General features: G+C 54.2%; 20 protein-coding genes and 1 tRNA gene. 14 read left to right on the top strand and 7 right to left on the bottom strand.

Features of this window, described 5'->3' with window-relative positions; translation table 11 throughout:
* Window positions 1–739 precede the first annotated feature (739 nt).
* Window positions 740–1,969: a Zn-dependent hydrolase gene (locus NSS83_RS21060; protein WP_341185161.1), complete on the bottom strand. Its 1,230-nt coding sequence runs from the start codon at window positions 1,967–1,969 to the stop codon at window positions 740–742.
* A gap of 195 nt (window positions 1,970–2,164) precedes the next feature.
* Here NSS83_RS21060 and NSS83_RS21055 point away from each other — a divergent pair, with 195 nt between their 5' ends.
* The 4 genes from NSS83_RS21055 to NSS83_RS21040 all read left to right on the top strand — a co-directional run bounded on the left by NSS83_RS21055 (window position 2,165) and on the right by NSS83_RS21040 (window position 6,900).
* A complete protein-coding gene (locus tag NSS83_RS21055) occupies window positions 2,165–3,040 on the top strand; it encodes an aldose 1-epimerase family protein (protein WP_341183020.1) in 876 nt (291 codons plus the stop codon).
* Window positions 3,041–3,251: 211 nt separating this feature from the next.
* The gene (locus tag NSS83_RS21050) at window positions 3,252–4,241 is read left to right on the top strand and encodes a glycosyltransferase (RefSeq protein WP_341183021.1); all 990 of its coding nucleotides are present in this window, start codon (window positions 3,252–3,254) and stop codon (window positions 4,239–4,241) included.
* Window positions 4,238–5,344, top strand: a complete 1,107-nt coding sequence (locus tag NSS83_RS21045) for a polysaccharide pyruvyl transferase family protein (protein WP_341183022.1) — start codon at window positions 4,238–4,240, stop codon at window positions 5,342–5,344. The genes NSS83_RS21050 and NSS83_RS21045 overlap by 4 nt, the downstream gene beginning before the upstream one ends.
* A gap of 41 nt (window positions 5,345–5,385) precedes the next feature.
* Window positions 5,386–6,900 carry an oligosaccharide flippase family protein gene (locus tag NSS83_RS21040; protein WP_341183023.1) on the top strand — a complete coding sequence of 505 codons (1,515 nt, stop codon included), beginning with the start codon at window positions 5,386–5,388 and terminating at the stop codon, window positions 6,898–6,900.
* Between the two features lie 168 nt (window positions 6,901–7,068).
* Here NSS83_RS21040 and NSS83_RS21035 read toward each other — a convergent pair whose 3' ends face one another.
* Entirely contained in the window at window positions 7,069–8,160 is a 1,092-nt protein-coding gene (locus NSS83_RS21035; RefSeq protein WP_341183024.1) for a beta-eliminating lyase-related protein, read from the bottom strand.
* Between the two features lie 195 nt (window positions 8,161–8,355).
* Here NSS83_RS21035 and udk point away from each other — a divergent pair, with 195 nt between their 5' ends.
* The 7 genes from udk (at window position 8,356) to NSS83_RS21000 (ending at window position 16,423) form a co-directional block, all read left to right on the top strand.
* Window positions 8,356–8,985 carry a uridine kinase gene (gene udk / locus NSS83_RS21030; RefSeq protein WP_341183025.1) on the top strand — a complete coding sequence of 210 codons (630 nt, stop codon included), beginning with the start codon at window positions 8,356–8,358 and terminating at the stop codon, window positions 8,983–8,985.
* A gap of 790 nt (window positions 8,986–9,775) precedes the next feature.
* Window positions 9,776–10,675 carry a sugar ABC transporter permease gene (locus NSS83_RS21025; protein WP_341183027.1) on the top strand — a complete coding sequence of 300 codons (900 nt, stop codon included), beginning with the start codon at window positions 9,776–9,778 and terminating at the stop codon, window positions 10,673–10,675.
* Window positions 10,672–11,550: a carbohydrate ABC transporter permease gene (locus NSS83_RS21020; RefSeq protein WP_341346401.1), complete on the top strand. Its 879-nt coding sequence runs from the start codon at window positions 10,672–10,674 to the stop codon at window positions 11,548–11,550. The genes NSS83_RS21025 and NSS83_RS21020 overlap by 4 nt, the downstream gene beginning before the upstream one ends.
* Window positions 11,551–11,589: 39 nt before the next feature.
* Entirely contained in the window at window positions 11,590–12,978 is a 1,389-nt protein-coding gene (locus tag NSS83_RS21015) for a sugar ABC transporter substrate-binding protein (RefSeq protein WP_341346400.1), read from the top strand.
* A 100-nt stretch (window positions 12,979–13,078) separates the two neighbouring features.
* The gene (locus NSS83_RS21010) at window positions 13,079–14,071 is read left to right on the top strand and encodes a LacI family DNA-binding transcriptional regulator (protein WP_341346399.1); all 993 of its coding nucleotides are present in this window, start codon (window positions 13,079–13,081) and stop codon (window positions 14,069–14,071) included.
* A 12-nt stretch (window positions 14,072–14,083) separates the two neighbouring features.
* Window positions 14,084–15,082, top strand: coding sequence for a BadF/BadG/BcrA/BcrD ATPase family protein (locus NSS83_RS21005; RefSeq protein WP_341346398.1), 999 nt, complete (start codon window positions 14,084–14,086; stop codon window positions 15,080–15,082).
* A 6-nt stretch (window positions 15,083–15,088) separates the two neighbouring features.
* Window positions 15,089–16,423, top strand: coding sequence for a 6-phospho-beta-glucosidase (locus NSS83_RS21000; RefSeq protein WP_076155730.1), 1,335 nt, complete (start codon window positions 15,089–15,091; stop codon window positions 16,421–16,423).
* Between the two features lie 67 nt (window positions 16,424–16,490).
* Here NSS83_RS21000 and NSS83_RS20995 read toward each other — a convergent pair whose 3' ends face one another.
* Window positions 16,491–17,213, bottom strand: a complete 723-nt coding sequence (locus tag NSS83_RS20995) for a bZIP transcription factor (protein WP_341183032.1) — start codon at window positions 17,211–17,213, stop codon at window positions 16,491–16,493.
* Between the two features lie 128 nt (window positions 17,214–17,341).
* Window positions 17,342–18,157, bottom strand: a complete 816-nt coding sequence (locus NSS83_RS20990; protein WP_341346397.1) for an AraC family transcriptional regulator — start codon at window positions 18,155–18,157, stop codon at window positions 17,342–17,344.
* A 127-nt stretch (window positions 18,158–18,284) separates the two neighbouring features.
* Between NSS83_RS20990 and NSS83_RS20985 the strand changes: the two genes are divergently transcribed.
* Window positions 18,285–19,571, top strand: coding sequence for a Gfo/Idh/MocA family oxidoreductase (locus NSS83_RS20985; protein ID WP_341346396.1), 1,287 nt, complete (start codon window positions 18,285–18,287; stop codon window positions 19,569–19,571).
* Window positions 19,572–19,778: 207 nt separating this feature from the next.
* Here the strand turns inward: NSS83_RS20985 and NSS83_RS20980 are convergent.
* Window positions 19,779–19,862, bottom strand: a tRNA-Leu gene (locus tag NSS83_RS20980).
* Between the two features lie 253 nt (window positions 19,863–20,115).
* Between NSS83_RS20980 and NSS83_RS20975 the strand changes: the two genes are divergently transcribed.
* The gene (locus tag NSS83_RS20975; RefSeq protein ID WP_341346395.1) at window positions 20,116–21,909 is read left to right on the top strand and encodes a helix-turn-helix transcriptional regulator; all 1,794 of its coding nucleotides are present in this window, start codon (window positions 20,116–20,118) and stop codon (window positions 21,907–21,909) included.
* Window positions 21,910–22,035: 126 nt separating this feature from the next.
* Here NSS83_RS20975 and NSS83_RS20970 read toward each other — a convergent pair whose 3' ends face one another.
* Both NSS83_RS20970 and NSS83_RS20965 read right to left on the bottom strand, forming a co-directional pair.
* Window positions 22,036–22,941 carry an AraC family transcriptional regulator gene (locus tag NSS83_RS20970; RefSeq protein WP_341346394.1) on the bottom strand — a complete coding sequence of 302 codons (906 nt, stop codon included), beginning with the start codon at window positions 22,939–22,941 and terminating at the stop codon, window positions 22,036–22,038.
* Window positions 22,942–23,049: 108 nt separating this feature from the next.
* Entirely contained in the window at window positions 23,050–23,682 is a 633-nt protein-coding gene (locus NSS83_RS20965) for a GNAT family N-acetyltransferase (RefSeq protein ID WP_341346393.1), read from the bottom strand.
* Between the two features lie 187 nt (window positions 23,683–23,869).
* On the opposite strand from NSS83_RS20965, the gene NSS83_RS20960 reads away from it, so the two are divergent.
* Window positions 23,870–24,262: a hypothetical protein gene (locus tag NSS83_RS20960; protein ID WP_341183038.1), complete on the top strand. Its 393-nt coding sequence runs from the start codon at window positions 23,870–23,872 to the stop codon at window positions 24,260–24,262.
* Window positions 24,263–24,318: the final 56 nt, after the last annotated feature.

Raw genomic sequence — 24,318 nt, 5'->3', positions numbered from 1 at the left:
TTTTTGCGTTTTGGGATGAGCCGCGGCTCCAGAGAAGTTTTGGACTTCCGGCCGCTGTTGTCCCCAGATTTCTTGATTAGAACCGCTGTTCGCGGTAGAAATCCGGTGACTAGCTGATGCTTACGATGCGAGCTTTCCTTCGGAAAGCTTTCAGGCGGACGCTACCGCTCCTACAGCTCCAAAATTCCCCTCCGCCACTTTTCCCTTAACTTTACAGCTAATTAACTTAACCCAGTCGGCCAGCCTTCTAGGGGAGCACATTTACCGCCCTATTCCGGCCGATTTTAGTGCAGTAGTGCTCCACATTCGCTCCCTTTGGGCTGTATCCGACCCCACGCAGCATCGCGTCAGCAAATTGTAATCGGTTTTTCGATTACATTTGGCCTACGCGCCGCCACCGGTCCCATTGTAATCGGTTTTTCGATTACATTTGGCCTACGCGCCGCTCGCCGTCACATTGTAATCGGTTTTTCGATTACATTTGGCTCACGCTCCGCTCCCGGTCCCGTTGTAATCGGTTTTTCGATTATATTTGGCCCACAAGCCGCTCCCATTCCCATTGTAATCGGTTTTTTGATTACATTTGGCCCACGCCTCGCCCCCGGTCCCGTTGTAATCGGTTTTTCGATTACATTTAGCCCACGCGCCGCCAGCAACACGAAAAAAAGACACCCTTAAGTGTCTTTATCGCCAATCTATGGAATTCGCCTAACCCGGCGTAGCTTGCCCTGCCCGCCCCTCAGTCCCGGGACAGCAGCGACAGCAAAGTCTCCAGCACCACATTCACGCCCATCTCACAATCCTCATAGGAGGTGAGCTCTTCCTCGCAATGGCTTTTCCCGTTCACGCTTGGGACAAAGATCATCGCCGACGGCAGGAACCCGGCCACGAACTGGGCATCATGCCCCGCACCGCTCGCCAGCTTCCGGCTGCTGTAACCGAGCTTCTGCGCAGCCTGCTCCACTAGCGCACAGATCCCCGGATCAAACCATACCGTGTCGCGGCCCCACAGCTTCGTCTTCGACACGCTGCAATCCAACAGCTCCTCCGGCAGGCCGTGAATGACCGCCTCGACCTCCCGGACCACATCCATGTCCTTATGTCTCGCTTCCACGGTGAAGATTACCTTGTTCGGAATCACGGTATGGATGTTCGGCAGCACATTTATCCGTCCCATCGTATAGACCAGCTCAGGGTCCAGCACGGACAGCTTGCGGCGCAGCTCCGCAATAATATCCGTAGCGGCAAACAGCGCATCCCGGCGCATATCCATCGGCGTAGTTCCGGCATGATCCGATTCCCCGGTCACTTCAATCTCATAGCAGGCCATGCCCACGACACAGTCAACCAGGCCGATCTTAACGTTCTCCTTCTCCAGCACAGGGCCCTGCTCGATATGCAGCTCCAGATAAGCCGCCGCTTCCCTGATCCGGTTCTCTGCATCGCCGGCATAGCCGCTGGCCTCCAGCGCCTCGCCGAAGCTGACGCCCTCCGCGTCCTTCTTCTCCAGCATGGCTGCCTTATCGAACTTGCCGGATAAGACACCTGAGGCCATCATGGACGGCTCGAAGCGGGCACCTTCCTCATTGGCGAAGTTCATCACCGTGACAGGCAGCCGGGGCTTAATCCCTTGATCTACCAGGGTTCTCACGACCTCAAGGCCGGCAATCACCCCCAGCACACCGTCGAATCTGCCGCCCTTCTTCACGGTATCCAGATGTGAGCCCATCACTATCGGGGGGCCCTCTTCACTGCCAGCCAGAGTGGCATACATATTGCCCATATCATCCACCTTCACGGTCATGCCCAGCTCTTCGCAGCAGGCGGTGAAATAGCCGCGCACCCGCACATCCTGCTCTGACAGCGATAGCCGGGTAACTCCGTTATGGTCTGTCCGCCCGAAATCGGCAAAGGCCTCAATGGTATTCTTCAGCCGCTCACCGTTCACCAATAGTTGCTTCACCTGCATCGGCTTATTCCCCCGTTTCCGCTGATATGGAATCATTGCTATCCTTCTATGTTAACGAATTCCACCTGTTTGTCATTGTACATACTGTAAAAATTATAGGCTGGAGAATTTCCGTTATTTGCTGGCACCTGCGGGGAAGTCTGTTAGAATATGAGACATCAGGATTACATATTGCAGGGCGAGAGGGGTAAAAGCATGAACACTATTTTACGCAGCAGCCTGGCCGTGGCCGAGATCAGTTCACTCGGTGCTGAGCTGGTCAGCTTCAGAAGAACGGATACAGATACTGAATATATGTGGAACGGAGACGCCGCCTATTGGACAGGCCGTTCTCCGGTGTTGTTCCCGATGATCGGGGGAGCCGCAGGCGAAGTGGTCCGTGTAGATGGACAGACTTATCCGCTGGCCCGGCACGGCTTCGCCAGACGCAACGAATTCACGCTGGTGGAGGCAAGCGAGACGCAAGCGGTCTACCGGCTATCGCACAGCGAGGACACGCTGGCCAGCTACCCGTATCCATTCCATCTGTATCTCACCTATAATCTGAACGGCAGCACGCTGGACATCGGTTACCGGGTGGAGAATCCCGGTGAAGGGGAGATGTTCTTCCAGCTCGGCACCCATCCGGCGTTCAACTGCCCGATTGGCGGAGAAGGCCGCTTCACCGACTACTATCTTGAATTTGAGCAGACGGAACGCCTGGAGCGCCTGTTCCTGAATGAGAATGGCTTGATCACTCCGGGCCAGGGCGAGGCCATGCTCGACGGGGATAACAAGCTGCCGCTGAACCACGAGATGTTTGCGCATGACGCCCTTGTGTTCCGCAATGTCCAGTCTAAATCGGTTGCCCTGAAAAGCAAACAGTCTGCTAAGAGCGTAACGGTCGCCTTCACGGGCTTCCCTGATCTCGGCATCTGGCAGCCGAAGAATGCACCGTTCGTGTGTATCGAGCCTTGGCATGGCGTGGCCGATCTCGAAGGCTTCACCGGCGATTTCCGGGAGAAGCAGAACGCCATCTCCCTGCCGCCGGGCGGCCAGTTTACCAGCGCGCTGGCGATTACGTTTAACTAAATTTCAGCAGGCGAAAGGCCGCAGTCACCCCATGGTGCTGCGGTCTTTTTGCTGCGGAACAGCGGCTTCCCGTCAGGCAGCTCACGCCCCTCCTCAAGCGATAAGTACACTTTAGTAGTATATACAACCTTTTGACCCGGATAGTAAGATTATCACAAATATAGTGACGCGTAGACCCGAATCAGAACCGGGAAAGGAAGTGACTGCTCGAGTGAAGCCAGAGATAAGTATTATTGTGCCTATCTACAACGTGGAACTGTACCTGAGGAAGTGTGTGGATTCGATATTGGCGCAGACCTTCCGCAATTTTGAATTGATTCTGGTCAATGACGGATCACCCGATAAGTGCGGCGAGATTTGCGAGTATTACAAGGAGCTGGACCCGCGTGTCGTCGTCATTCATAAGCAGAACGGCGGATTGTCCGATGCCCGCAACTATGGAATTGATGTGGCAGAGGGCCGGTATATCGGGTTCGTCGACAGCGATGACTGGATTGAACCGGACATGTACGAAGCCCTGTACGGACTCATCACCGCCCACAATGCAGATATCGCTGTATGCGGCCATTGCGAGGTACAGGATGATGTCAAGCTGGAAAAGTCCTTCACGCACCAGGTGCGTGTATACGATAATGCGCAAGCCATTGACAAGCTGCTTGAGGATACCGAGATCCAGAACCTTGCCTGGGATAAGCTGTACAAGGCTGAGCTGTTCAGCCAGGTGAGATATCCGGTCGGCCGGTATTTCGAGGACATTTTTACCACCTATAAATTATTCCTCCAGGCGAACAAGACCGTCTCGCTGGACTCCCCCAAATACCTGTATCTCAAGCGAAGCGACAGCATCACCGGAGCGATGAACAACCGGAAATATTACGACCGCTTCCGTGCGGCGCTGGAGATCTACGAGACGATTCAGGATAAAAACTATCCGGTCGCCAAAGAAATCTCGTTATCCCGGACCGTAACCGAAGGCATTGAGCTGTGCAACTTCCAGCTGATTACCGGCGAGACTGCAGTTAACAAGGAATATCTGACCGAGCTGGGCGGGTTCCTGAGCAAGCATACCTCCGCAATCCTGCGCAACCGCATCATCCGCCGGGAGATGAAGACTGCAGCCCTGCTTATTCTGACCAGCTCCACGGTATACAAAATGCTGTATTATTCCAAACTCCGTTTGAAGGGAAGTAATATGATATGAGCCAAGCCCTTGAGAAGATCCTGCCGCTGTCTTTCCGCAATTATGTAAGCAATATTCCCGTTTACCAATACTATAAGGGCTATCTGAGCTACCGGAATGCATATAAAGACAAGACGAAAGCCATTTACGTCGTCGGCTCCCCTGAGCATGACAATCTGGGCGATCACGCCATCACTTATGCGCAGATGAATTTTTTGCGGAAAGCTTTTCCTGACTATACCCTGATTGAGATTGTCGCCAACCGGCTGATGCATAACATGAAGTGTCTGGAGGAGTTCTGTTCGCCGGAGGATATCTTCGTGCTTCAGGGCGGAGGCAACTTCGGGATCGAGTATTTCCGCGAGGAAGAGGTACGCCGCAAGATTATCTCTGAGTTCCCAAATAACAAAATCATCGTCTTCCCGCAGACCATCTACTTCGGTGATACCGAGCTTGGGCGCGCGGAGTTCAAGAAGACACAGGACCTCTATGGCTCCCACAAGGACCTCACGTTGGTCGCCAGAGAGGCAACGTCGTACGAAATTATGAAAGCAGGTTTCAGAAACAACGCAGTGCTGTTAACGCCGGACATTGTAATGTCCCTCGACATCACAGATCCTCCTAAGGAGCGCCATGGTGCCCTTCTGTGCATTAGAGCGGATAAGGAGAGTATTTTCAGCGAGCAGGATAAAAAGGTCATCCAGGAATACACCTCCAAGCACTACAGCTCCACTACCTTCACGGATACCTGCATCCTCCGCCCTGTCTCCCTGGAAGACCGGGACCACGAGCTGAATACCTTATGGAATCAGTTCAAGGAGGCCGAGGTTGTGATTACGGACCGTCTGCACGGGATGATTTTTGCGGCGATTACATCCACACCTTGTATTGCGCTGGGGAATTACAATTATAAAGTGGTAGGCAGCTACGAATGGATCAAGCATCTGGGCTATGTGAAATTCACGAACGATGTAAAGCAAATCCCGGCCTTGCTGGAAGAACTGAAAACGATCCGGCGCCCACGGTACAATAATGAATTCTCGGTCCAGCATTACAGCCAGATCATTGAATCCATGGCAAGCAGCAGCGCTGAAGAACCTGCTTCGTCCATCGTTACCGCTTAAAATAAGCACAAGACACTCTCTGTAGCGAGGAAGCGATCTGTTTGAAAACCAATATTAAACTTGCTGCAATCATAACCTATGCTTCCGTATTTTTAGGCGTTATTATCTCCCTGGGCTCGACGCCGTTCATTGTGTCGACCCTGGGGAAATCCGAATATGGATTATTCGCGCTGGTGAACTCCATCATCGCCTATATCGTCCTGCTGGATCTGGGCTTCGGCAGCGCGGTCATCCGCTTCAATGCGAAATACATCTCTGAGAATGACTCCACAGGCCAGCGCAATATAAACGGAATGTTCCTGCTGCTCTTCTCTGCCATCGGATTCCTCTCCTTACTTGCCAGTGTGATTCTGGTGTTCAATTTCGATTCGATCTTCAGCAGCCTCGATGCAGCTGAGCTCGGCATTCTGAAGACCATATTCATCATTGCTGCCATCAATGTGGCTGTCTCGTTCCCGCTGAATATCTTCAGCTCGATCATTACGGCCTATGAGCGGTTCGTCTATCTCAAAATCATCAACCTGATCCGCGTGGTCCTGTCTCCGGCCATGATGGTGCTGGTCCTGATGTTCGGCTTCAGATCAACAGGAATGGTCACCGTCGCACTTGTGCTGAACCTGGCAATCGGCGTGATTAATGTAGTCTTTTGCCGCACCAAGCTGAATCTGCGGGTCCGGTTCCACGGCTTCGATACCAAGCTGTTCAAGGAGATCTTCAGCTATTCGTCGTATATCTTATTGTCTTCGATCGCCTTCCAGATCTATACGAATGCTGATCCGCTGATCATCGGGATGTTCCTGGGGGCTACGCCTATCGCCGTCTTCGCCATCGCCGCCCAGCTCAACACGTATATTCTCAACTTCTCCAATGTGCTGGCCAGCTTCTATCTGCCCAAGCTCACCAAGATGATCGTCAAGGGTGCAGATCAGGCGGCTTTAATGCTGGAGCTGGTCAAAATAGGCAGAATCCAGGCGCTGATCGTAGGCTACATCGTCTCGGGCTTCGTGTTATTCGGACAGAGCTTCATTCTGATCTGGCTCGGTCCGGATTACAAATATGCATACACGGTTGCGCTGATCATCATCATTCCCCAGATCACATCGATTGTGCAATCGCTGTTCGCCACCATGCTGGAAGCGATGAATATGCACCGGGTGAAGGCCTTCATCTATTTCTCTGTTGCTATTCTGAAGGTGGCTTTAACCTTCTGGTTCATCCGGATCTGGGGGATTACAGGCTGCGCCATTGCTACGGCTATCGGGATGATCATCAATGTATGCCTAAATAATGTGTACTACAAATATAAATTGAAGTTCGATATTCTTCATTTCTGGCTGCAGATCATCCGCGTCTTCATTCCGGTGGTGCTGCTGACCGGTGCGTGCGGGTTCCTGCTTAGCTTCGTGAGTATCACTTCTTACGTGTACCTGGGTATGTATGTCATCCTGTACTCCCTCATCTATGTGCTTACCATGTGGCTGTTCGGACTGAACGGGGCAGAGAAGCAGATGGTGGCCGGACCGGTGAGAAAAATGACTCTGCGGAGCCAGGCGTAGCCTGCACCTCCAAGAAGAAAGATAAGAAATTTTTATTGCGCGATGCATATACATTCTTATTCTTTGAACCAAGTCGCTGCCTTTCGCTGTTCCTGCTTCCACCTGTACTGCCATCAGCAAACAAGCCTCTGCGGGCTTCCGCAGAGGCTTGTTACTTATCTATCAGAGTCAGAGCGGCTTCAGCCGCTCATCCAGCAGCCGGAACGCTTCCCTTAGCGCCGCCCCCGAGACGCCGCCGTAGACATCGCCTATGTTCAGCTCGTAATAACAGGCGTTCTCACCGGTTGGCTTGAGCCGTGGTGTCAGGCCAATGCCCGTCTCGTTATAGATCCCAATCAATACAGGGGCAAGCTGTTCCCGTGGCAGTGCGAAATGGATGTGGAACATATTCGAGACCGGAACCTCCGGCAGCGTGGATACCTTATGGCAGCTGTTGAATAAGGCCGCCAGCTCCTTGGCCTGCTCATAGTATTCTGACATCCTGGCGATTCGCTGCTGGTAATAATACCGGGCCGGGACAATATAGGGATAGAGACTGATCAGGTCGCCCCCGTGGCGGCGCTTCCAGATCTTCGACTCCTCCGTGAACTCCCGGCTTCCGGCTAAGATCGCTCCGGCAATCCCGCCGATGCCCTTGTACAGGGAGACATACACACTATCGAACAGCGCGCAGACCTCGGCCGCCGTCTTGCCGTAGTAAGGCAGCACCTCGAACAGCCGCGCCCCGTCCAGATGGAGCTTAATTCCCTGCTCCCGGCAAGACGCCGATATCGCTTCCAGCTCCGCATACTCCGGCAGTTGTCCGCCGATCTCCCGCTGTGGCAGCTCCAGCAGCAGACAGGCGATTCCAGGCCCCATCCCCTGCACATCCTCTAGGGTAATCAGGCGGTCTGCACTGCCCAGCAGCAACGGCTCCAGATGATGCAGCTCCTTCAGGCCGTCCTGCTCATGAATCTCCAGATGGCATAGCGGATGATAAGCGACCCTTTTGCTCCCCTCACGGTCACTCCAGATCCGCAGAGCAATCTGCTGTGCCATCGTGCCGCTGGGGAAGAACACGCTGCATTCTTTGCCCAGCACCTCTGCCATCTCCGCCTGGAATTCCTCAATCACCGTTCCTGTCCCGTACATGTCCGCAGCAAGGCTATCCTCTACACTAGCCAGCGCTTTCTTGAGTACGGCTGCGTCCCGTCCGCCATGGCCTGCAAGCTGCACCTGCGTCCGGCCGAACGCCTCCATTAAAGCATTCTCCTCGTTCATTTTGTTATCCTAGCCCCCTTCTCCGTAGCGCCCGATCTGTATGAATCCTTGAAATTATATCATTCTCCTACAAAATAACCGAATGTTTTGAATGTTCACATGATATTCCTCTCGATCAAGGTGAAATAAGTTGAACGCTGTGCTACAATATTGGAATTGCAAAGGCAATCGCTTAGGGAGGTTTATAATTACACCATGCTCATTATTGGTATCGCCGGCGGGACCGGTTCCGGCAAGACAACGGTAGCTCGCTCCGTGATTGACCGTCTTGGCTCTGACAAAGTAACATTCATATCCCAGGATAACTACTATAAAGACCATTCTTACCTCAGCATGGCTGAACGCGGGGCGATTAACTACGACCACCCGCTGGCCTTCGACACGGAACTGCTGATCGAGCATCTGGATTGTCTCAAAGCGGGACAAGCCGCCTTCGCCCCGGTGTATGACTTCACAGTTCATGCCCGCTCCACCGAGAAGACCGTGGAGCTTGCCCCGAACAATATCGTCATTCTCGAAGGGTTACATGTATTGTCCGACGAGAAGCTGCGCGAGCAGCTGAACATCAAGGTGTTCGTGGACACCGATCCTGATGTACGCATCCTGCGCCGGGTGCTGCGGGATATCGAGGAACGCGGGCGGACCATTCGTTCGATCCATACGCAATACCTCACCACGGTGAAGCCGATGCACGAGGCCTTCATCGAGCCCTCCAAGAAATACGCCGATCTGATCATCCCGGAAGGCGGACAGAATCAAGTCGGAATCGAGCTGCTGTCCGTACTGACCGAGAAGTATCTGTCCGGCGATCACCAGTGGCATTAAGCCGCACCGGCTGATTCGGGTGCAAGGACCGTCCGGCAATGCCGTACGGGTTTTTGCCGTTCAGGAAATGATAGGGATGCGGAAAACCGATTACATTGGGCGGCGCGCGGGCTACCGGCCGGATTGTCATCGGAAAACCGATTACATTGGGCAGCGTGTGGGCTACCGGGTTGAATGTAATCGGAAAACCGATTACATCGGGCGGCGCGGGCTGACGGGGCGATTGTCATCAGAAAACCGATTACATTGGGCGGCGTGTGGGCTACCGGGTTGAATGTAATCGGAAAACCGATTACATCGGGCGGCGCGCGGGCTGACGGGGCGATTGTCATCGGAAAACCGATTACATTGGGTGGCGTGTGGGCTATCGGGTTGAATGTAATCGGAAAACCGATTACATCGGGCGGCGTGTGGGCTATCAGGCGGATTGTCATCGGAAAACCGATTACATTGGGTGGCGTGTGGGCAATCGGTCGCCCGTAGGCGTGCTGTTCCCGAAACAACGCCGCACAAGTCACATTACCTCACACAAAACTCCTATTCACATTCGGATTTTCATCATTTTCAGCAAAACTATCAACTCTTTTGTTATATTTGTTGACTGATAGCGCTTTATTCACGAAATAAAGGGTTGATTATTTCCAATTCATCCACTATGATTAGATCAACGGACGTCAAAAAGTTAAAGCGGTTTAACTTTTAACTTATCCAATGTAATTATATCGGCAAATTATATTTTTATTTATCACTAAAGTTAAAGCGCTTATACTTTATAGGAAGAAAGGCTGGTGTGTTCGTGATTAAGAGTGAGAGCCGGCGGCAGACATTCTACATGTATCTGTTCATTTCCCCCTGGCTGGTCGGCTTCCTGATCTTCGCCCTGTACCCGATCCTGTCATCGCTGTATTACAGCTTCACCGACTATGACATCATTCATCCGCCCCAATTCATCGGCCTCGCCAACTATACGGAGATGTTCCACAATGAGCTGTTCTGGCGTTCCGTGACAGTCACCTTAAGGTACACCTTCATCAGCGTTCCGGTCCAGCTGCTGCTTGGCCTGGGCTTCGCCCTGCTGCTGCATCAGACTCTTCCCTGGCGCGGCTTCTTCCGGACAGCGATGTATTTCCCCAGCATGGTCTCGGGCGTGGCCATGTCACTCCTCTGGTATTGGATCTTCAATCCGCAGATCGGCCTCTTCAACTATATGCTCTCCTGGTTCGGCATTCACGGCCCGGCCTGGCTGATGAATCCCGATACGGCGCTGTATGCCCTAATTATCATGTCCTTCTGGACAGCAGGTTCGGGCATGATTCTCTTCCTCGCCGGTCTGCAAGGCGTCCCGGCCAGCCTGATCGAAGCCGCCAATCTGGATGGCGCAGGGCGCTTCCGCATTTTCCTGAATATTACGCTGCCGATGATCTCGCCTGTCCTGCTGTTCCAGCTGATTATGGGTCTGATCGACTCCTTCCAGGTCTTCACGCAGGCCTTCGTCATGACGCAGGGCGGCCCCAATTATTCCACCTGGTTCTACGTCTACAATCTGTATACCAGCGCCTTCAAGGAATACCGTGCCGGATACTCCTCCGCGCTTGCCTGGGTGCTGCTGATTGTTGTCATGCTGTTCACGGCGGTCATTATGAGGCTGTCGCGCCGTTATGTCCACTATGAAGGAGGGAGCCGCCGATGAGTACTGTTAAGGCCACCCGCCCGCTTGGCCCGGCTTCCCGGCCGCGCCGGAGAATCAAACCCGTTAAGATTGCCAGCTTCACCGCACTGCTCCTTACAACGTTCCTAATGCTGCTGCCGCTGTTCTTCATGGTCTCTACCTCGCTGAAGTCGAAACGGGAGATGCTGAAGTTCCCGCCGACCTTTCTCCCGGAGAGCTGGGCCTGGAGCAATTATACCGATATTTTTGAGACGCTCCAGTTCGGCACACTGTACAAAAACAGCCTGATCATCGCCGGGTTCTCCGTATTCGGCACCCTGCTCTCTTCGGCTCTGGTCGCTTACGGGTTCGCCAGATACCGGGGACGCGGCAACAACTTCTGGTTCATCCTGCTCCTGAGCACGATGATGCTGCCGTATCCGGCGATCATGATTCCGCAGTTCGTCCTGTTCTCCAAAATGCAGTGGATCGACACCTTCCTGCCGCTGATCGTTCCCGCCTTCTTCGGCTCGGCGTATAACATCTTCCTGCTGCGGCAGTTCTTCTCCACGCTGCCTGAGGAGCTGTTCGACGCCGGACGGATGGACGGCTGCGGCGAGCTGAGGATGTGGCGGACCATCGCATTGCCGCTGTCTGCACCGGCGCTGGCAACCGTGGCAATCTTTGCTTTTATCTACAGCTGGAATGATCTGTTGACCCCTGTGCTCTACTTAAGCTCGTCGGACAAATTCACGCTTCCCGTCGGCATGGCCTCCCTCACCTCATCGCGCTTCCGCATTCCGCCGTGGCATCTGCTGATGGTCGCTTCGGTACTGGCTATGGTTCCAATCGTCACCCTGTTCGCCATCGCCCAGAAGCAGTTCGTAGAAGGCATTGTACTGACGGGTATCAAGTAATCCCGGGTTACCACACTTGAAATCAGGAGGGATTAGACAATGAAGAATATGATGAAGAGCAAGAGGTATGCGCTGCTGCTGGCAACAGCCCTGACAGTAACGACAGTCTTGGCGGGCTGTGGCGGCGGCAAGTCGGCAGGCAATGTGGCGGCTGGGGACAGCGGAGCCGGGAGTACCGGCGATCCGGGGAAGCAAGTGACGATATCCCACTATACGATTGACTCCGAGGACCGGACTTTTATCGAGAAGCTGATCCCGGATTTCGAGAAGGCGCACCCGAACATCAAGGTCAAGGTAGAGAAGGCACCGTATGAGCAGTTCGACAGCAAGCTGCAGACACTGATTGCCGGCGGTAATTCCCCGGATGTGACGAGTCATTACGGATACGGCGGCTTTGCCGAATATTATAACAAGGATATGCTGCTGGATCTGACGGACCTCATTAAGGAAGACGGCTTCAAGGCGGAGGACTACAACATCCCCGAGAATCTGATGAAAATCTATACCGTAAACGGTCATACCTACGGCATACCGGTCAATATGTACGTCACCCTGATGCTCTACAACAAGGATATGTTCGATGCTGCAGGCGTGTCCTATCCGCCAAGCGATTACGAGGATAAGAACTGGACGTTTGACCGTATGGTGGAGGATGCCAAGAAGATGACGCTCGTCTCGGACGATATTGCCAAAACACAATACGGCGTCGACTTCACCTGGGCGGAGCGTGATATGCGGCCGCTGTACTTCGGAGCAGAGCCTTACTCTGAAGATACCTGGACCAACGGCGGTGTTCCTTCCGAGACGCATTTCGACTCCCCCGAGGTGATTGCCGCTTACCACAAGCTGTTCGACCTTGTGTTCAAGGATAAGGTGTCCCCGACCTCCGAGTGGAGCAAAAGTGTGGCCGGACAGAACGGCGACCCGTTCGTCGCCGGCAAGATCGGTATGTCGATCGGCGGCTCCTGGAACCTCGCCGGGGCCAATGACTTCCCGTTTAAGGTCGGCGTAGCCGCCGTGCCATGGGGAGGCAATGACAAGGTGCGCAGCACGCTGTACGTCGATCCGCTGCTGATTCTGAAGGATTCGAAGCATCCAAAGGAGGCTTTTGAATGGATCAAATACCTGATGACCACCGAAGTCCAGGAGAAGTCCATCGAGCTGAGCGGCGGCAATCCGCCAGTCAATACGGAAGCGGCTGAGGTGTATTACAAGCATTTTGACGGCATTGATCCGGAGGATGTGAAGAAGGTCTACGAGGGCGCGGTCAAATACGGCTATGAATCCTACAACCATCTGATTACCAACTACTCGCAGATCAACGATATGTTCATTAATGAGCTGCAGCCGGTCGAGACGGGACACAAGACCCTGGAAGAGGTGATGCCGGTGATTCAGAAAAAGGTTACGGAGATCATCAAGCGGTAGCGGCCTGGCGATGGTGATATGTTTAGCGGAACCCCGGTGCGGCCTGTATACTGGAGATAGACTATAAGCACCGGCAAATCCGCCGCAAGGAGCGCTTGAGATGAAAGTAAGTATTTTTGATGTAGCCAAAAAATCAGGGCTGTCCGTGGTTACCGTATCGCGGGTATTAAACGGAGCAACGTCTGTGCGGGAGAACAACCGCCAGAAGGTGCTCGACGCGATCAAGGAGCTCGATTACCGCCCCAATGCAGCAGCCCGCAGTCTGGCCAGCGGCAAGACCGGCATTATCGGCCTGATCGTAACGACCCTGCAGGACTCCTTTTTCGATGCAGTGGTCAAGGAGCTGAATGAAACACTGGCCCTGCATGGATATTATCTGGCCATCTCTGTGTCGGATGGCATTGGCTCCGGCGAGAGCCACTATCTGATCCAGGAAGACCGGGTAGACGGGCTCATCCTGCTCTCCCCGATCAAAGAGGATAATTATATTGTCGAGCTGAAGCGGCGGGGCATTCCCTATGTGCTGATCGACAACCAGCTGCCGGAGAATGACAGCTATTCCATTACCATCGACAACTTCAAAGGCGGGTATGCCGCAGCCCGCCACCTGCTGGAGCTGGGGCATACCTCCATCGCCCATCTCTGCGGGCAGGAGATGTTCCGCAGTACGCGGGAGCGTCACGCGGGCTTCCTGCAAGCGCTGCAGGAGCAGGGCCTCGCCCCGTTCGAAATCGTGCCCGGCGAATTCGAGATCGCTATGGGCTACGACACGGCGCAGCGCTGGCTCGCGGAGGGCAAGCTGCCTGGGGCCGTATTCGCCGGAGATGACAATATCGCCCTCGGGGTGATCAATGCCCTGATGGAGGCGGGCGTACAGGTGCCGGAGGAGGTTGCTGTAGTCGGTTACGACGACCACTATATCGCCTCCCAGCTCCACCCGCATCTGACCACCATGCGCCAGCCGGCGGACAAGATCGGAGTCGCAGCCGCCGACATGCTGCTGCGCAGGATCAGCGGGGAGATGAAGCGCGGCTCCAGTATCCGGATTGATCCGGAGCTTATTGTACGGGAATCCACGAAGACAAAACTCTAGGAGTGACAAACATTGGCTTACTACTTGGGGATCGACGGGGGAGGCAGCAAAACCTACGCCCTCATATGCGATGAACAAGGCCGCATCCTCGGCAAAGGCCGGAGCGGCAACGGCAATCACCAGACCAGCGTAACGCAGGCAGAGAATAGCATCCGCGAAGCAGCCTTCAGCGCGCTGGCCGAAGCCGGGCTCCGGCTGGACCAGCTCCGCCAGGCCTACCTCGGGCTGGCCGGGGCGGACCGCCAGACCGATTATAACATTCTGCATCCGCTGATCCGCCGGATCGGCTTCGCGCAGTACACGATCAGCGGCGATACGATGATCGGCCTGCGGGCGGGGACAGACCGCCCCTACGGCGTAGCCCTGATCTGCGGCACCGGTACCAATGCGGCAGGCCTGAGTCCGCAGGGCCGACATTTCCAGTGCGGCGGCTTCGATTATATGTACGGAGATTTCGGCGGCGGCGGCGCGCTGAATATCGAGGTGTTCCGCACGGTCATCCGGGCCTGGGACGGCCGCGAGGCTCCTACGCTGCTGACGCAGCCGCTCCTCAGGCTGCTTGGCTATGAGCATGTGGAAGACATGTACGACGACTTCCTGGATCACGGGAAGCAGGTGCCGCTGGATGCGGCCCGCCTGCTGTTCCCGGCAGCGGCGGAGGGCGATGCCGCCGCGCTGGCGATCTTGAACCGCCAGGGCGTAGAGCTGGGCAAATCGGCGGCGGCTGTCATTCATCGGCTCGGCATGGAGAATGATGAGTTCGATGTGGTGCTGGCCGGAAGCCTGCTGACCCGGGGCGACCGCGGCTGGATTCGCGGCCCGATTGAGCAGGCAGTGCGCGAAGCGGCACCAAGGGGGGCAGTGGTCACACTGTCCACCGAGCCTGTAGTCGGCGCTCTCTGGTCGGCGCTGGAGAGTGACGGGATCACCGTCAGCCAGGAAATGTATGAGACGATGCGTGCTTACAAGGAATTTGAGCTTATTCCAACGATCATCACCAGACAGGAGTGATTCATCTTGACAGCGAACCAAGGTCTTAAGATTGCCGTAATTGGCGGGGGCTCCTCCTATACCCCCGAACTGGTAGAAGGCTTCATTCTGCATTATAAGGAGCTCCCGGTCAGGGAGCTATGGCTTGTAGATATTGAAGCAGGCCTGCACAAGCTGAATATCGTAGGCGCTCTGGCGAAGCGCATGGTGGAGAAGTCCGGCCTCCCGATCAAGGTCCACCTCACTACCGACCGCCGCGAAGCGATTGCCGGGGCGGACTTCGTCAGCACGCAGATTCGCGTCGGTATGCTGGATGCCCGCGCCCGCGACGAGGCGATTCCGCTGAAATATGGCGTGATCGGCCAGGAGACGACCGGTCCCGGCGGCATGCTGAAGGCACTGCGCACCATCCCGGTCATTCTCGGCATCTGCCGGGATATCGAGGAGCTGGCGCCGGACGCCTGGCTGCTCAACTTCACCAACCCGGCAGGCATGGTCACCGAAGCCGTGCTGCGGTACTCCAAGGTGAAGAGTATCGGCCTGTGCAATGCCCCGATTGGCCTGATTAAGCAGGTATCAGCCAAGTATGACACTGCCCCGGACCGGATCTATGCCGAGTTCGTCGGCCTGAACCACCTGCACTGGATTACCCGCATTGATGTGGAGGGTGAAGACAAGCTGCAGGAGATGCTGAAGGATACCGCTGGCTACAGTGCAAAGAATGTTCCGGCACGCGAATGGAACCCCGAGTTCCTGCAGTCGCTGCACGCCTTGCCTTCGTATTATCTGAAGTACTTCTACATGACCGATGCGATGCTCGCAGAGCAGCAGGAAGCCGCCGCGCAAGGCGGGAACCGCGCCGAAGTCGTCAAGCGTGTGGAAGAGGAACTGTTCGCCATCTACAGCGACCTTGCGCTGGATGAGAAGCCGAAGCAGCTGGAGCAGCGCGGCGGAGCCTTTTATTCGGAAGCAGCCGTGAACCTGATGCGCTCGCTCTACAACGGGACCAATGACATTCAGACGTTGAATGTGGCGAACCGGGGCATTCTGGACTTCCTGCCGGATGATGCCAGCATCGAAGTCAACTGTGTCGTGACTAAGACTGGCCCCCTCCCGCTCCCGCTGACCAAGATTCCGCCGATGGCCACAGGACTGATCCACGCCGTGAAAACCTATGAGCAGCTAGCCATCGACGCCGCTGTCACCGGAGACCGCAGCCTGGCGATCCAGGCGTTAGCCCACCACCCGCTCGTCCCTTCTGTGGAAGTAGCCATCGCCATGCTGGATGAGATGCTGGAGGCGAATAGGGAGTATCTGCCGGCCTTTTTCGGAGAAGCGGCCGCCCCTGCACCCGTCTTATAATTTCCTTCTTCTGATAAAAAAGCCTGTGCCAACCACAGTTCACTCTGCGGCCGCACAGGCTCTTCTCTTATTTCTTTATGGTATAACGGTAGGTTTCGCCCTCAATCTCGAAATCCGCATATAGCGGCTTGCCGCTCGACTTCACTTCATCAGGAACCTCGGCCAGGAACACCAGCGTACCATACTTCAGCGGTCCAATCGTCGAGATATTGGTATAGGTGAATTCTTCACCACCGTTCTTCTCCATCGTCGCGAAGGTGCTGTACACATATTTGTTGTCATATGTCACTTCCACATCCGCTACTCCACCCGCATTGATGGCTTGGCCTGCCAGATTTTTCACCTTCAAGGTGATCGCCAGATAGGTTGTCCCCGGTTCCTTGGCTTCATAGTAGGTGTAGTATGAACCCGGATTCGACGGATAAACTATTTTGCTGAATGATGTCTTGGTAATAGTATATTCACCCGTATCATCAATCCTGAGTGGCGTGCCCTTTACGATCCGCTTGTATTCATCGCCGGAATCAGCGGCTGCCGGGCTGTCCCCGGTACTTAGAAGTTCAGCCGTGCCGCCTTCCTCTTTCGCTGTCACAGGCCTTACAACAAGATCCTTCTTCAGCGCTTCATTCTCTTCCTTTAAAAACTTATTCTCCTTCTTCAGCTCACTAATCTCTGCCTTCAGCTTCTCCGTGAGCTCTCTGCCAGCGCCTGCACTGCCCGAAGAACAGCCGGTTACGGTTACCGCAAGCATAGCAGCAGCAAGCCAGAGACTCCCTGGTTGGATTTTCATAACACACTCCAATATCTGTATTTCAACCTTCATTTATTATAAGACAGACTCTGTGTCAAAAGATAGAAAGATATGTAGCATCCCCCACAGCTATTGTCGAATGAAACATCGGATGCGAGCCGTAGTCGTCACCCCCTGTGCTGCTTGCGGTACTGGAGAGGGGAACGCCCCGTAATGGCCTTGAATTTCCGACCGAAATGCGCAATGCTCTCAAATCCCGCCTCCGCCGCCACCCGGGTTATCGGCCTATCCGTCTGTGTAAGCAGCACCTTCGCCTCACGGATGCGCACATAATTCAGATACTCGATGATCGTGAAGCCGGTCGTTTGCTTGAAAATCCGGCACAGATACGTTGCGCTTATGAAGAACCGCTCGGCAATTCCCCCAAGGCTCAGACGCTCGCTGTAATGGTTGTCCAGATATTCGATGATACTGTACACCCGGCGCTGTCCCTCGCTCTGCTCCGGTGAGACCAGGGCCGGCTTCGCCCTCCGTATCCGCTCCAGCGTAATCAGCAGTTGCTGCAGCAGCAGTCTCGTATATTCGGTGCTCCAGAGCTGACCGTCCTTCTGTTCTTCCAGCATGGCCTGGAGCAGATCGGCGATTCCCCCCTGTTCGTGCGCCGTGGGCCGCAGCAGGAAGCTCTCCCCTTCGAACACATTCATCCAGCCCGGGCCGGGAGCCACAGGCTCCAGATAGGCATCATCGAAGCTGATCAGGACCCGCTCATGCGGAAGACGGCTTCCGCCGGTTGTGCGGTGCAGGTGATTTTTATTAATAAACACGAGGTCTCCGGCCTCCAGCGCGTACATGCGGTTGCGGATATAGTAGTGCCGCTGGCCGGACAGCAGATAATATATTTCGTAGAAATCATGGAAATGGTCAGTATCCATATTGAAATGCCCGATGCGCTTCAGCTGCTCAATCTGGAAAATAGGTTCCACCCTGCACCAAGCCCCCTGCCAGGATAAGATATGCACACTTTGGAGTAAAAGAGACTAAAAACCGTTCACTTTCTGCATTTTCTATACTATAAAATAGAATCAAATCCAAGTAAATGGAGTGATCCCCTTGTCCAAAAAGAAATATGCACTTGTCGGCACCGGCGGCCGGGCTGAATTTTTCTACGGCGCTCTTGTTACCGCTTACAACGAAACCTCCGAGCTGGTGGCCTTCTGTGATGTCAATCAGACACGGATGAATTTCGCCAATCATATGCTTACAGGCAAATACGATTACCACGAGGTGCCTACGTACAAGGCCGAGGATTTCGACCGGATGATCACCGAGACCCGGCCCGACTTCGTGCTGGTGACTACGATTGACCGGACGCATCACAAGTATATCATCCGCGCGATGGAACTGGGCTGTGATGTCATTTCCGAGAAGCCGATGACAATTGATGAGGAGAAATGCCGGGAGATCTTCGATGCGATCGAGTGCACCGGCAAGAATCTGCGGGTAACCTTCAACTACCGCTACGCGCCGCATAACACGAAGATCCGTGAGGTCATTATGGACGGTGTGCTGGGCGAAATTCTGTCCGTGAACTTCGAATGGCTGCTGAATACCCAGCATGGAGCGGACTATTTCCGCAGATGGCACCGCGACAAGCGGAACAGCGGCGGCCTCTTGGTGCACAAATCGACACATCACTTTGACCTGATGAACTTCTGGCTGGGGTCACAGCCGGACACCGTTTTCGCCATGGGCGACCTGCGCTTCTACGGCAGAGAGAATGCCGAGAAACGGGGCATCACCGAGTTCTACCAGCGTGCCTACGGCAGCAAGGCTGCCGAGAACGACCCGTTCGCGCTACATTTGGACCGTAACGAACATCTGAAGAGCATGTACCTGGATGCTGAACACGAGGACGGGTACCAGCGCGACCAGAGTGTATTCGGGGACAATATCAGCATCGAGGATACCATGAATGTCATGGTCAAATACAAGAACAAGACCGTCATGAACTATTCGCTTAACGCATATATGCCGTGGGAGGGCTTCATCATCGTGTTCAACGGCACACAGGGACGGATGGAAGTCCGGATTACCGAGCAATCCTACGTCAATTCCGGCGGCAAAAAAGAAAACGAAGGCGCGCTGGAAGGCGTCAGCATTATGATCTATCCGCACTTCAAGGAGCCTTACCGCGTAGAGTTCGAGAGCAGCAGCGGTGGACACGGCGGCGGTGATCCGGTGCTGCTGAGCGATATTTTTGACAAAAAGCAGGAGGACCGCTTCAATCGCGCGGCTTCACACGAGGACGGCGCGATGTCGATTATGACTGGCATTGCCGCTAACCGCTCCATGAAGACCGGCCAGCCGGTGAAAATAGACGACATCTGGAAGGCATAGTCTGGCGCGTGGCCATGGTCTCGCAGCAGCGATGAACCATGTGCGATCATGCAGAAGCCCCCTTTCTACCACTTGGATGTGGGGAAAAGGGGCTTTGTAACGTTCACCTTCACGGCAGCACATTGTGTTCGAATACATTCTTTTCTCAGCAAAAAAAGACCCTTCATTTAAGAAGGGCCTTCGCTTGCATTACGGTTAAAACCATTATGCGGTCAAGAGGACTCGAACCTCCACGATATTGCTACCACTGGCACCTGAAGCCAGCGCGTCTGCCAATTCCGCCATGACCGCAAAGAAAACATTCAATGCAACGCAAGAAGTAATATATCATGAATTCTTCAGAAGAACAAGTCTTTTTTTATTTATCTGTTTTTAAGAGGAAAATATCCGCTTTGGGAAGGGTTAATTGGCGCATCACAGTTTGCTTCAACTAATGGTTGATTTTGTTATACCGCGCGCCCTACTCCAGTATATGGGTTATTTCTAGAGCTGATATTATAATAGACTTACGACGTCGGAATCCATTATAGGAGTTGTACTGCACATGATCGTTAGCGAAAAAGTTGGCAAACGGATTGCTACCCTCCGCAAAACAAAAGGCTTATCCCAGGAACAATTAGCGGAATTACTCCATGTCAGCGCCCAGGCGGTATCCAAATGGGAGACCGGCAAGTCCTTGCCGGAGACGGCCACCCTCCCCCTGTTATCCTCCGCATTGAATCACTCGATTGACAGCATTCTGCTGCCCCAGGAGCTTGTAGTGCTCTCTGCAATCTATACGGATGGACAGCAGGAGCTGGATGTTACCCAGCTTGTGAACCAGTTCGTAGCTTCATACCGCTTAAGCTTAATCCCCGGGGAGCACCTCTTTCCCCACTCATGGAATGACAGCCGCCTGAAGCTGCTGCTTGTTACCTACGAGACCCCTGACGGCATGTATTCGGCCTTTGTGCTGAAGGACCAGCTGCTTACGATAAATATCCATTCGAACGGGTATGTCTCAAGCAGTAATGAGCTGCAGATTATTGCTGCACATTATGGGAATGAACAGGCACACCGCAGCGTTGCGGCCAAAATGAAGCATTACGAGCATTTCCGGTGGACTCAGTTCACCGCCACACATGAGCTGTTTCCCAGTCTGATCGACTGCGGGGGTCAAGACTACCTGCTGCTGGTCTACCTGAATGCCGAAGGTATTCATGCCGTAAGCTGCGCGGAAGGCGAACAGATTCATTACAGCCGGGACCGTAGTCATCTCTCTCAGATCCGCTCCTCCCGGGATCAATGCATCATTGAAGGGATTCCGCGACTGGGCTTCGGACGGCGACAGGATTGCTCCTGGGCAGGGGCCATGACGCTCGCTCTTACCGCCAGAGGCATAGAGACCACCTATGAGCAGGTGATGGGCTATTCGGGAGCCTGCTGGCGAGTGGCTTTTGAACCGGTATGGGATTACAGCGCTGCAGATGCCCTTGTCATCTATGACTACTCTATCCCCGCCTGCAAGGCTTATGGACTAATCACCCGCCAAGCCAACCGGTTAGAGCCGCAGCAGCGCACAGCCGAGAAGCTGGCGATTCTGGAGGATATCCACCAAGGCAGGCTGCCCCTTGCCATTAACCTCAGGGTAGCGCCGGAGTGGGGAGTCATTACAGGATATCTGGCGGAGGGGGATGTGCTGCTGTGCCGCAGTTATTTTGACGATGAGACCTTCAGTGAGCTTGAAGCTGATCCTGAATTCCAGGCTCATATGAGGATAAGCCAAGGGTATCTCTATGTGGATCAATGGCCTTACCGGTTGCTCCGCCTTGGCGATCAGTCAGAAGCCCCGTCTGCGCTTGAGAATCTGTATGCATCGCTCCGCGTTAAGCTCGAATCTATGCAGGCTGAGACCATAGCCAACAACAGCACATATTCTGTAGGATACAAAGCACTGGAGCTATGGAGAGAAGGGCTACTGGATTATTCATGGTATGCCGCAGCGGACGAAGCAGCCTTCAGCCGCAGGTTATCCGTTAATCACTTCTGCATGATGGCCCTGGCAGATGCCCGCCGCTGTGGCGCCGCTTACCTGCGTGAATCCCTGCCGCTGTTGCATGATCTGCAACAAAATGCTGCCTTAGCGGAGATGACTGAGATCTACGAAGAGATGGCTGGTCTGCTGGATAGATACTATAAGGAGATGTCCGACCCGACAGTTCTCCGCACAACCGGCGCTGCCCCCAGAGCCAGTTGGACGACCCGGCAGCGTGAAGAGCAGGCAGAGCTGCTGGCGATGATCGCTTCGCTGGAACATCGGGGAGATACACTTGCACAAACGGTTCTGAGCCTAATCTAATAGAGTATGGATGTATAACGACTCTTGTGCCGGGTCTGGCCCGACGTAGAATTGTTGTGCAACAGGCAGCAGCTTAAGCAAAAGCGCCGGACGCTTTTGCTTAAGCCAGACTGCTACTGTTCAGAGTTAGTCTAATTTACGCACCGGACGCAGCACCGCATACCCGTAACCCTCCGGAAAATGCCGCTGATAATCCTGTTTCTCCTCTTCGTCCCACATATAGCCCATAACCGCAGGATCATAATTCCAGGCCACTTCCTCAACAATACGCATCACCTGCCCATTGTCCTGCAAATAATCAAAGGGAGGATGAAAAAAGACCAGATACTCCGATTCCGGGATATCCCAGCACTCCATGCCCTCCGGAACCACCCCGTCGTAGTCAGCCGCGACAAGGATACCATACAGATAGCCTTTGCACCCGTCCTGGTAGAACCAGCCTGCCGTCTGGCCCAGTTGGCCAGAAAGTGTATGGTGCGACATACTCTCCAGAGTTCCGGAGACCTCATCGCAGTCATGCCCATTCTCCCAGAATCCTCCGTAGTTGTTAGAGCCAATATCGCGGATGCCGATAAACTTATGCGCCGGTATCCACTCAAGCTTAATCTCCGCTTCCTGCAAATGCACCTGTCTCATTCTATCCCGCTCCCTCATCAGATAATGATAAGGAGAGAACACCTCGGCACGAATGGCCAGCGGAATCGGCTGTGGAGCCTTGCGGAAGGCATGGGGAGTGAGCTTGAAGGCTCTGAGAAAGGCCCGTGTGAACGCCTCCTGGGAGGAAAAGCCGAACATCACGGCAATATCCAGGATGCGCGCCTCCGTGTCCCTAAGCTCCAGTGCCGCCCGGCCAATTCGGCGCTGCCAGACATAATCCCGCAGCGTCATCCCGGTCAGCGCATGAAATTGCCTGGTGCAGTAATACGGCGAATACCCCAGCTGCTCAGACATTTTCAATAGGGTGGGCGAAGCCGCAAGATCCTCCTCCACCCAGTCAATCATGCGCTGAACCATCTCATTCCATTCGTACATTGTTGTTCTCCTCCTTCCATTGCTGATTTTAGCAGAGGCCTAGAGTGTAGATATGACTTGAGTTGTGGTGCCTTTAATCCTATTTGTATCTTCACAATTTGTATATTTTTAGAACATCCCGCCCCGAATAAGGATATGCCTCATGACCCGGTCCCTGGTGAATCCGTTCTTGTCGTAGAAGCGGATGGCGGCTGTATTCTCCTCGCTGACAACCAAACTGATACCCGAATAACCCAGCGCTTTGTATTTCTCTGCCAGACAGGCAATCAGTTGCCTGCCTATGCCCCGGCTTCTCTCTCCTGCCCGGATACATAGGTACTCCAGATGAAGGGTGCCGGTCCGCGCATTTTTTCTAACGATTATGTATCCGGTGAATAGGCCCTCGTTAAGGACAGCGTAAACGTCATATTCACTATTGCTGCTGTCTTCTATCTCTGCAGTAATCTCCTCCGGGGTGAGAATTGCGCCTTGAAATTGCTGATTGTGCAGATCGAGAATCTGGCCGGTCCACCTGGAGGCAGGCTCTGTGACGGGCAGCACGGACAAGCCAGGGTGCATGTGGCGGCGGCTGTCAGGCGCTGATGCCGTAGCGATCGAGTAGTGATAGTGCGTGTTCACCTTCTCGGCCCGATAGCGGGCAACATATTCAATGAGCGCAGTATTATCATCACTAATAAAAAGATGGACGTACCTTATAGCTCCAGCTTGAGCGGTCTCACTCAGATAGTTGAATAAGAGCACGCTTCTCCCCCTAATTATTGAATGACTATTGTAATATAATTCCACCTACCTACTAATAGTACGCTATCCCGCTCCCAAAGACACCCCCGGGTTGTTCAAAAATAATCCGCAGAACTCCATACCCGCACAAGCCGCCCCCCAGGTTCTGAGTAAAATAAAGTAAATAGAACAGTGAGGTGAATGACGAATGGCAAATTCAACAAAGCTCCGCAAGCGGGCACAGCAGCTGAAAGGCCAGCCGGTCTGCATCACTTTGCATAATGGGCGTTCCTACGTAGGGTGGATTACAGACCTGAACCAGGAGGCGGTGATTCTGTCCAGACCCAGCACGCGTAAGGGGCCACCTTCGAAACGCAAATCCTCTTCATCTGCGCGCAGAGCAGAGGTGTCCAGTTTCATGCCTTTACTCGGCTCGCTGATGGGCGGAGGAGGCGGGGCGGCCGGTATCGGCGGGGGTCTCGGACGGTTCATGGGCATGTTCGGAATGGTGCAGAAGGCGATGCCGGTGATGAAGATGGGCTACAACATGATCAAGTCCATCCGGCCTTTTCTGGGCGGGCTCAAGGGCTTAATGGGCTAACACGTATATGCTCAAAAAAACGGATGTGCCGCCATTTCGCATGGGCACATCCGTTT

It is taken from the genome of Paenibacillus sp. FSL H3-0469 (genome assembly GCF_038051945.1).
Classification (GTDB): domain Bacteria; phylum Bacillota; class Bacilli; order Paenibacillales; family Paenibacillaceae; genus Paenibacillus_AQ.
This window is presented reverse-complemented; position numbering and strand designations above follow the sequence as displayed.

Coding starts and splice junctions, on each gene's coding strand:
- NSS83_RS20970 (WP_341346394.1), bottom strand. CDS start 22,941: ATGTACGAATGGAATGAGATGGTTCAGCGCATGATTGACTGGGTGGAG.
- NSS83_RS21020 (WP_341346401.1), top strand. CDS start 10,672: ATGAGTACTGTTAAGGCCACCCGCCCGCTTGGCCCGGCTTCCCGGCCG.
- NSS83_RS20975 (WP_341346395.1), top strand. CDS start 20,116: ATGATCGTTAGCGAAAAAGTTGGCAAACGGATTGCTACCCTCCGCAAA.
- NSS83_RS21045 (WP_341183022.1), top strand. CDS start 4,238: ATGAGCCAAGCCCTTGAGAAGATCCTGCCGCTGTCTTTCCGCAATTAT.
- NSS83_RS20960 (WP_341183038.1), top strand. CDS start 23,870: ATGGCAAATTCAACAAAGCTCCGCAAGCGGGCACAGCAGCTGAAAGGC.
- NSS83_RS21060 (WP_341185161.1), bottom strand. CDS start 1,969: ATGCAGGTGAAGCAACTATTGGTGAACGGTGAGCGGCTGAAGAATACC.
- NSS83_RS21055 (WP_341183020.1), top strand. CDS start 2,165: ATGAACACTATTTTACGCAGCAGCCTGGCCGTGGCCGAGATCAGTTCA.
- NSS83_RS20995 (WP_341183032.1), bottom strand. CDS start 17,213: ATGAAAATCCAACCAGGGAGTCTCTGGCTTGCTGCTGCTATGCTTGCG.
- NSS83_RS21035 (WP_341183024.1), bottom strand. CDS start 8,160: ATGAACGAGGAGAATGCTTTAATGGAGGCGTTCGGCCGGACGCAGGTG.
- NSS83_RS21015 (WP_341346400.1), top strand. CDS start 11,590: ATGAAGAATATGATGAAGAGCAAGAGGTATGCGCTGCTGCTGGCAACA.
- NSS83_RS21010 (WP_341346399.1), top strand. CDS start 13,079: ATGAAAGTAAGTATTTTTGATGTAGCCAAAAAATCAGGGCTGTCCGTG.
- udk (WP_341183025.1), top strand. CDS start 8,356: ATGCTCATTATTGGTATCGCCGGCGGGACCGGTTCCGGCAAGACAACG.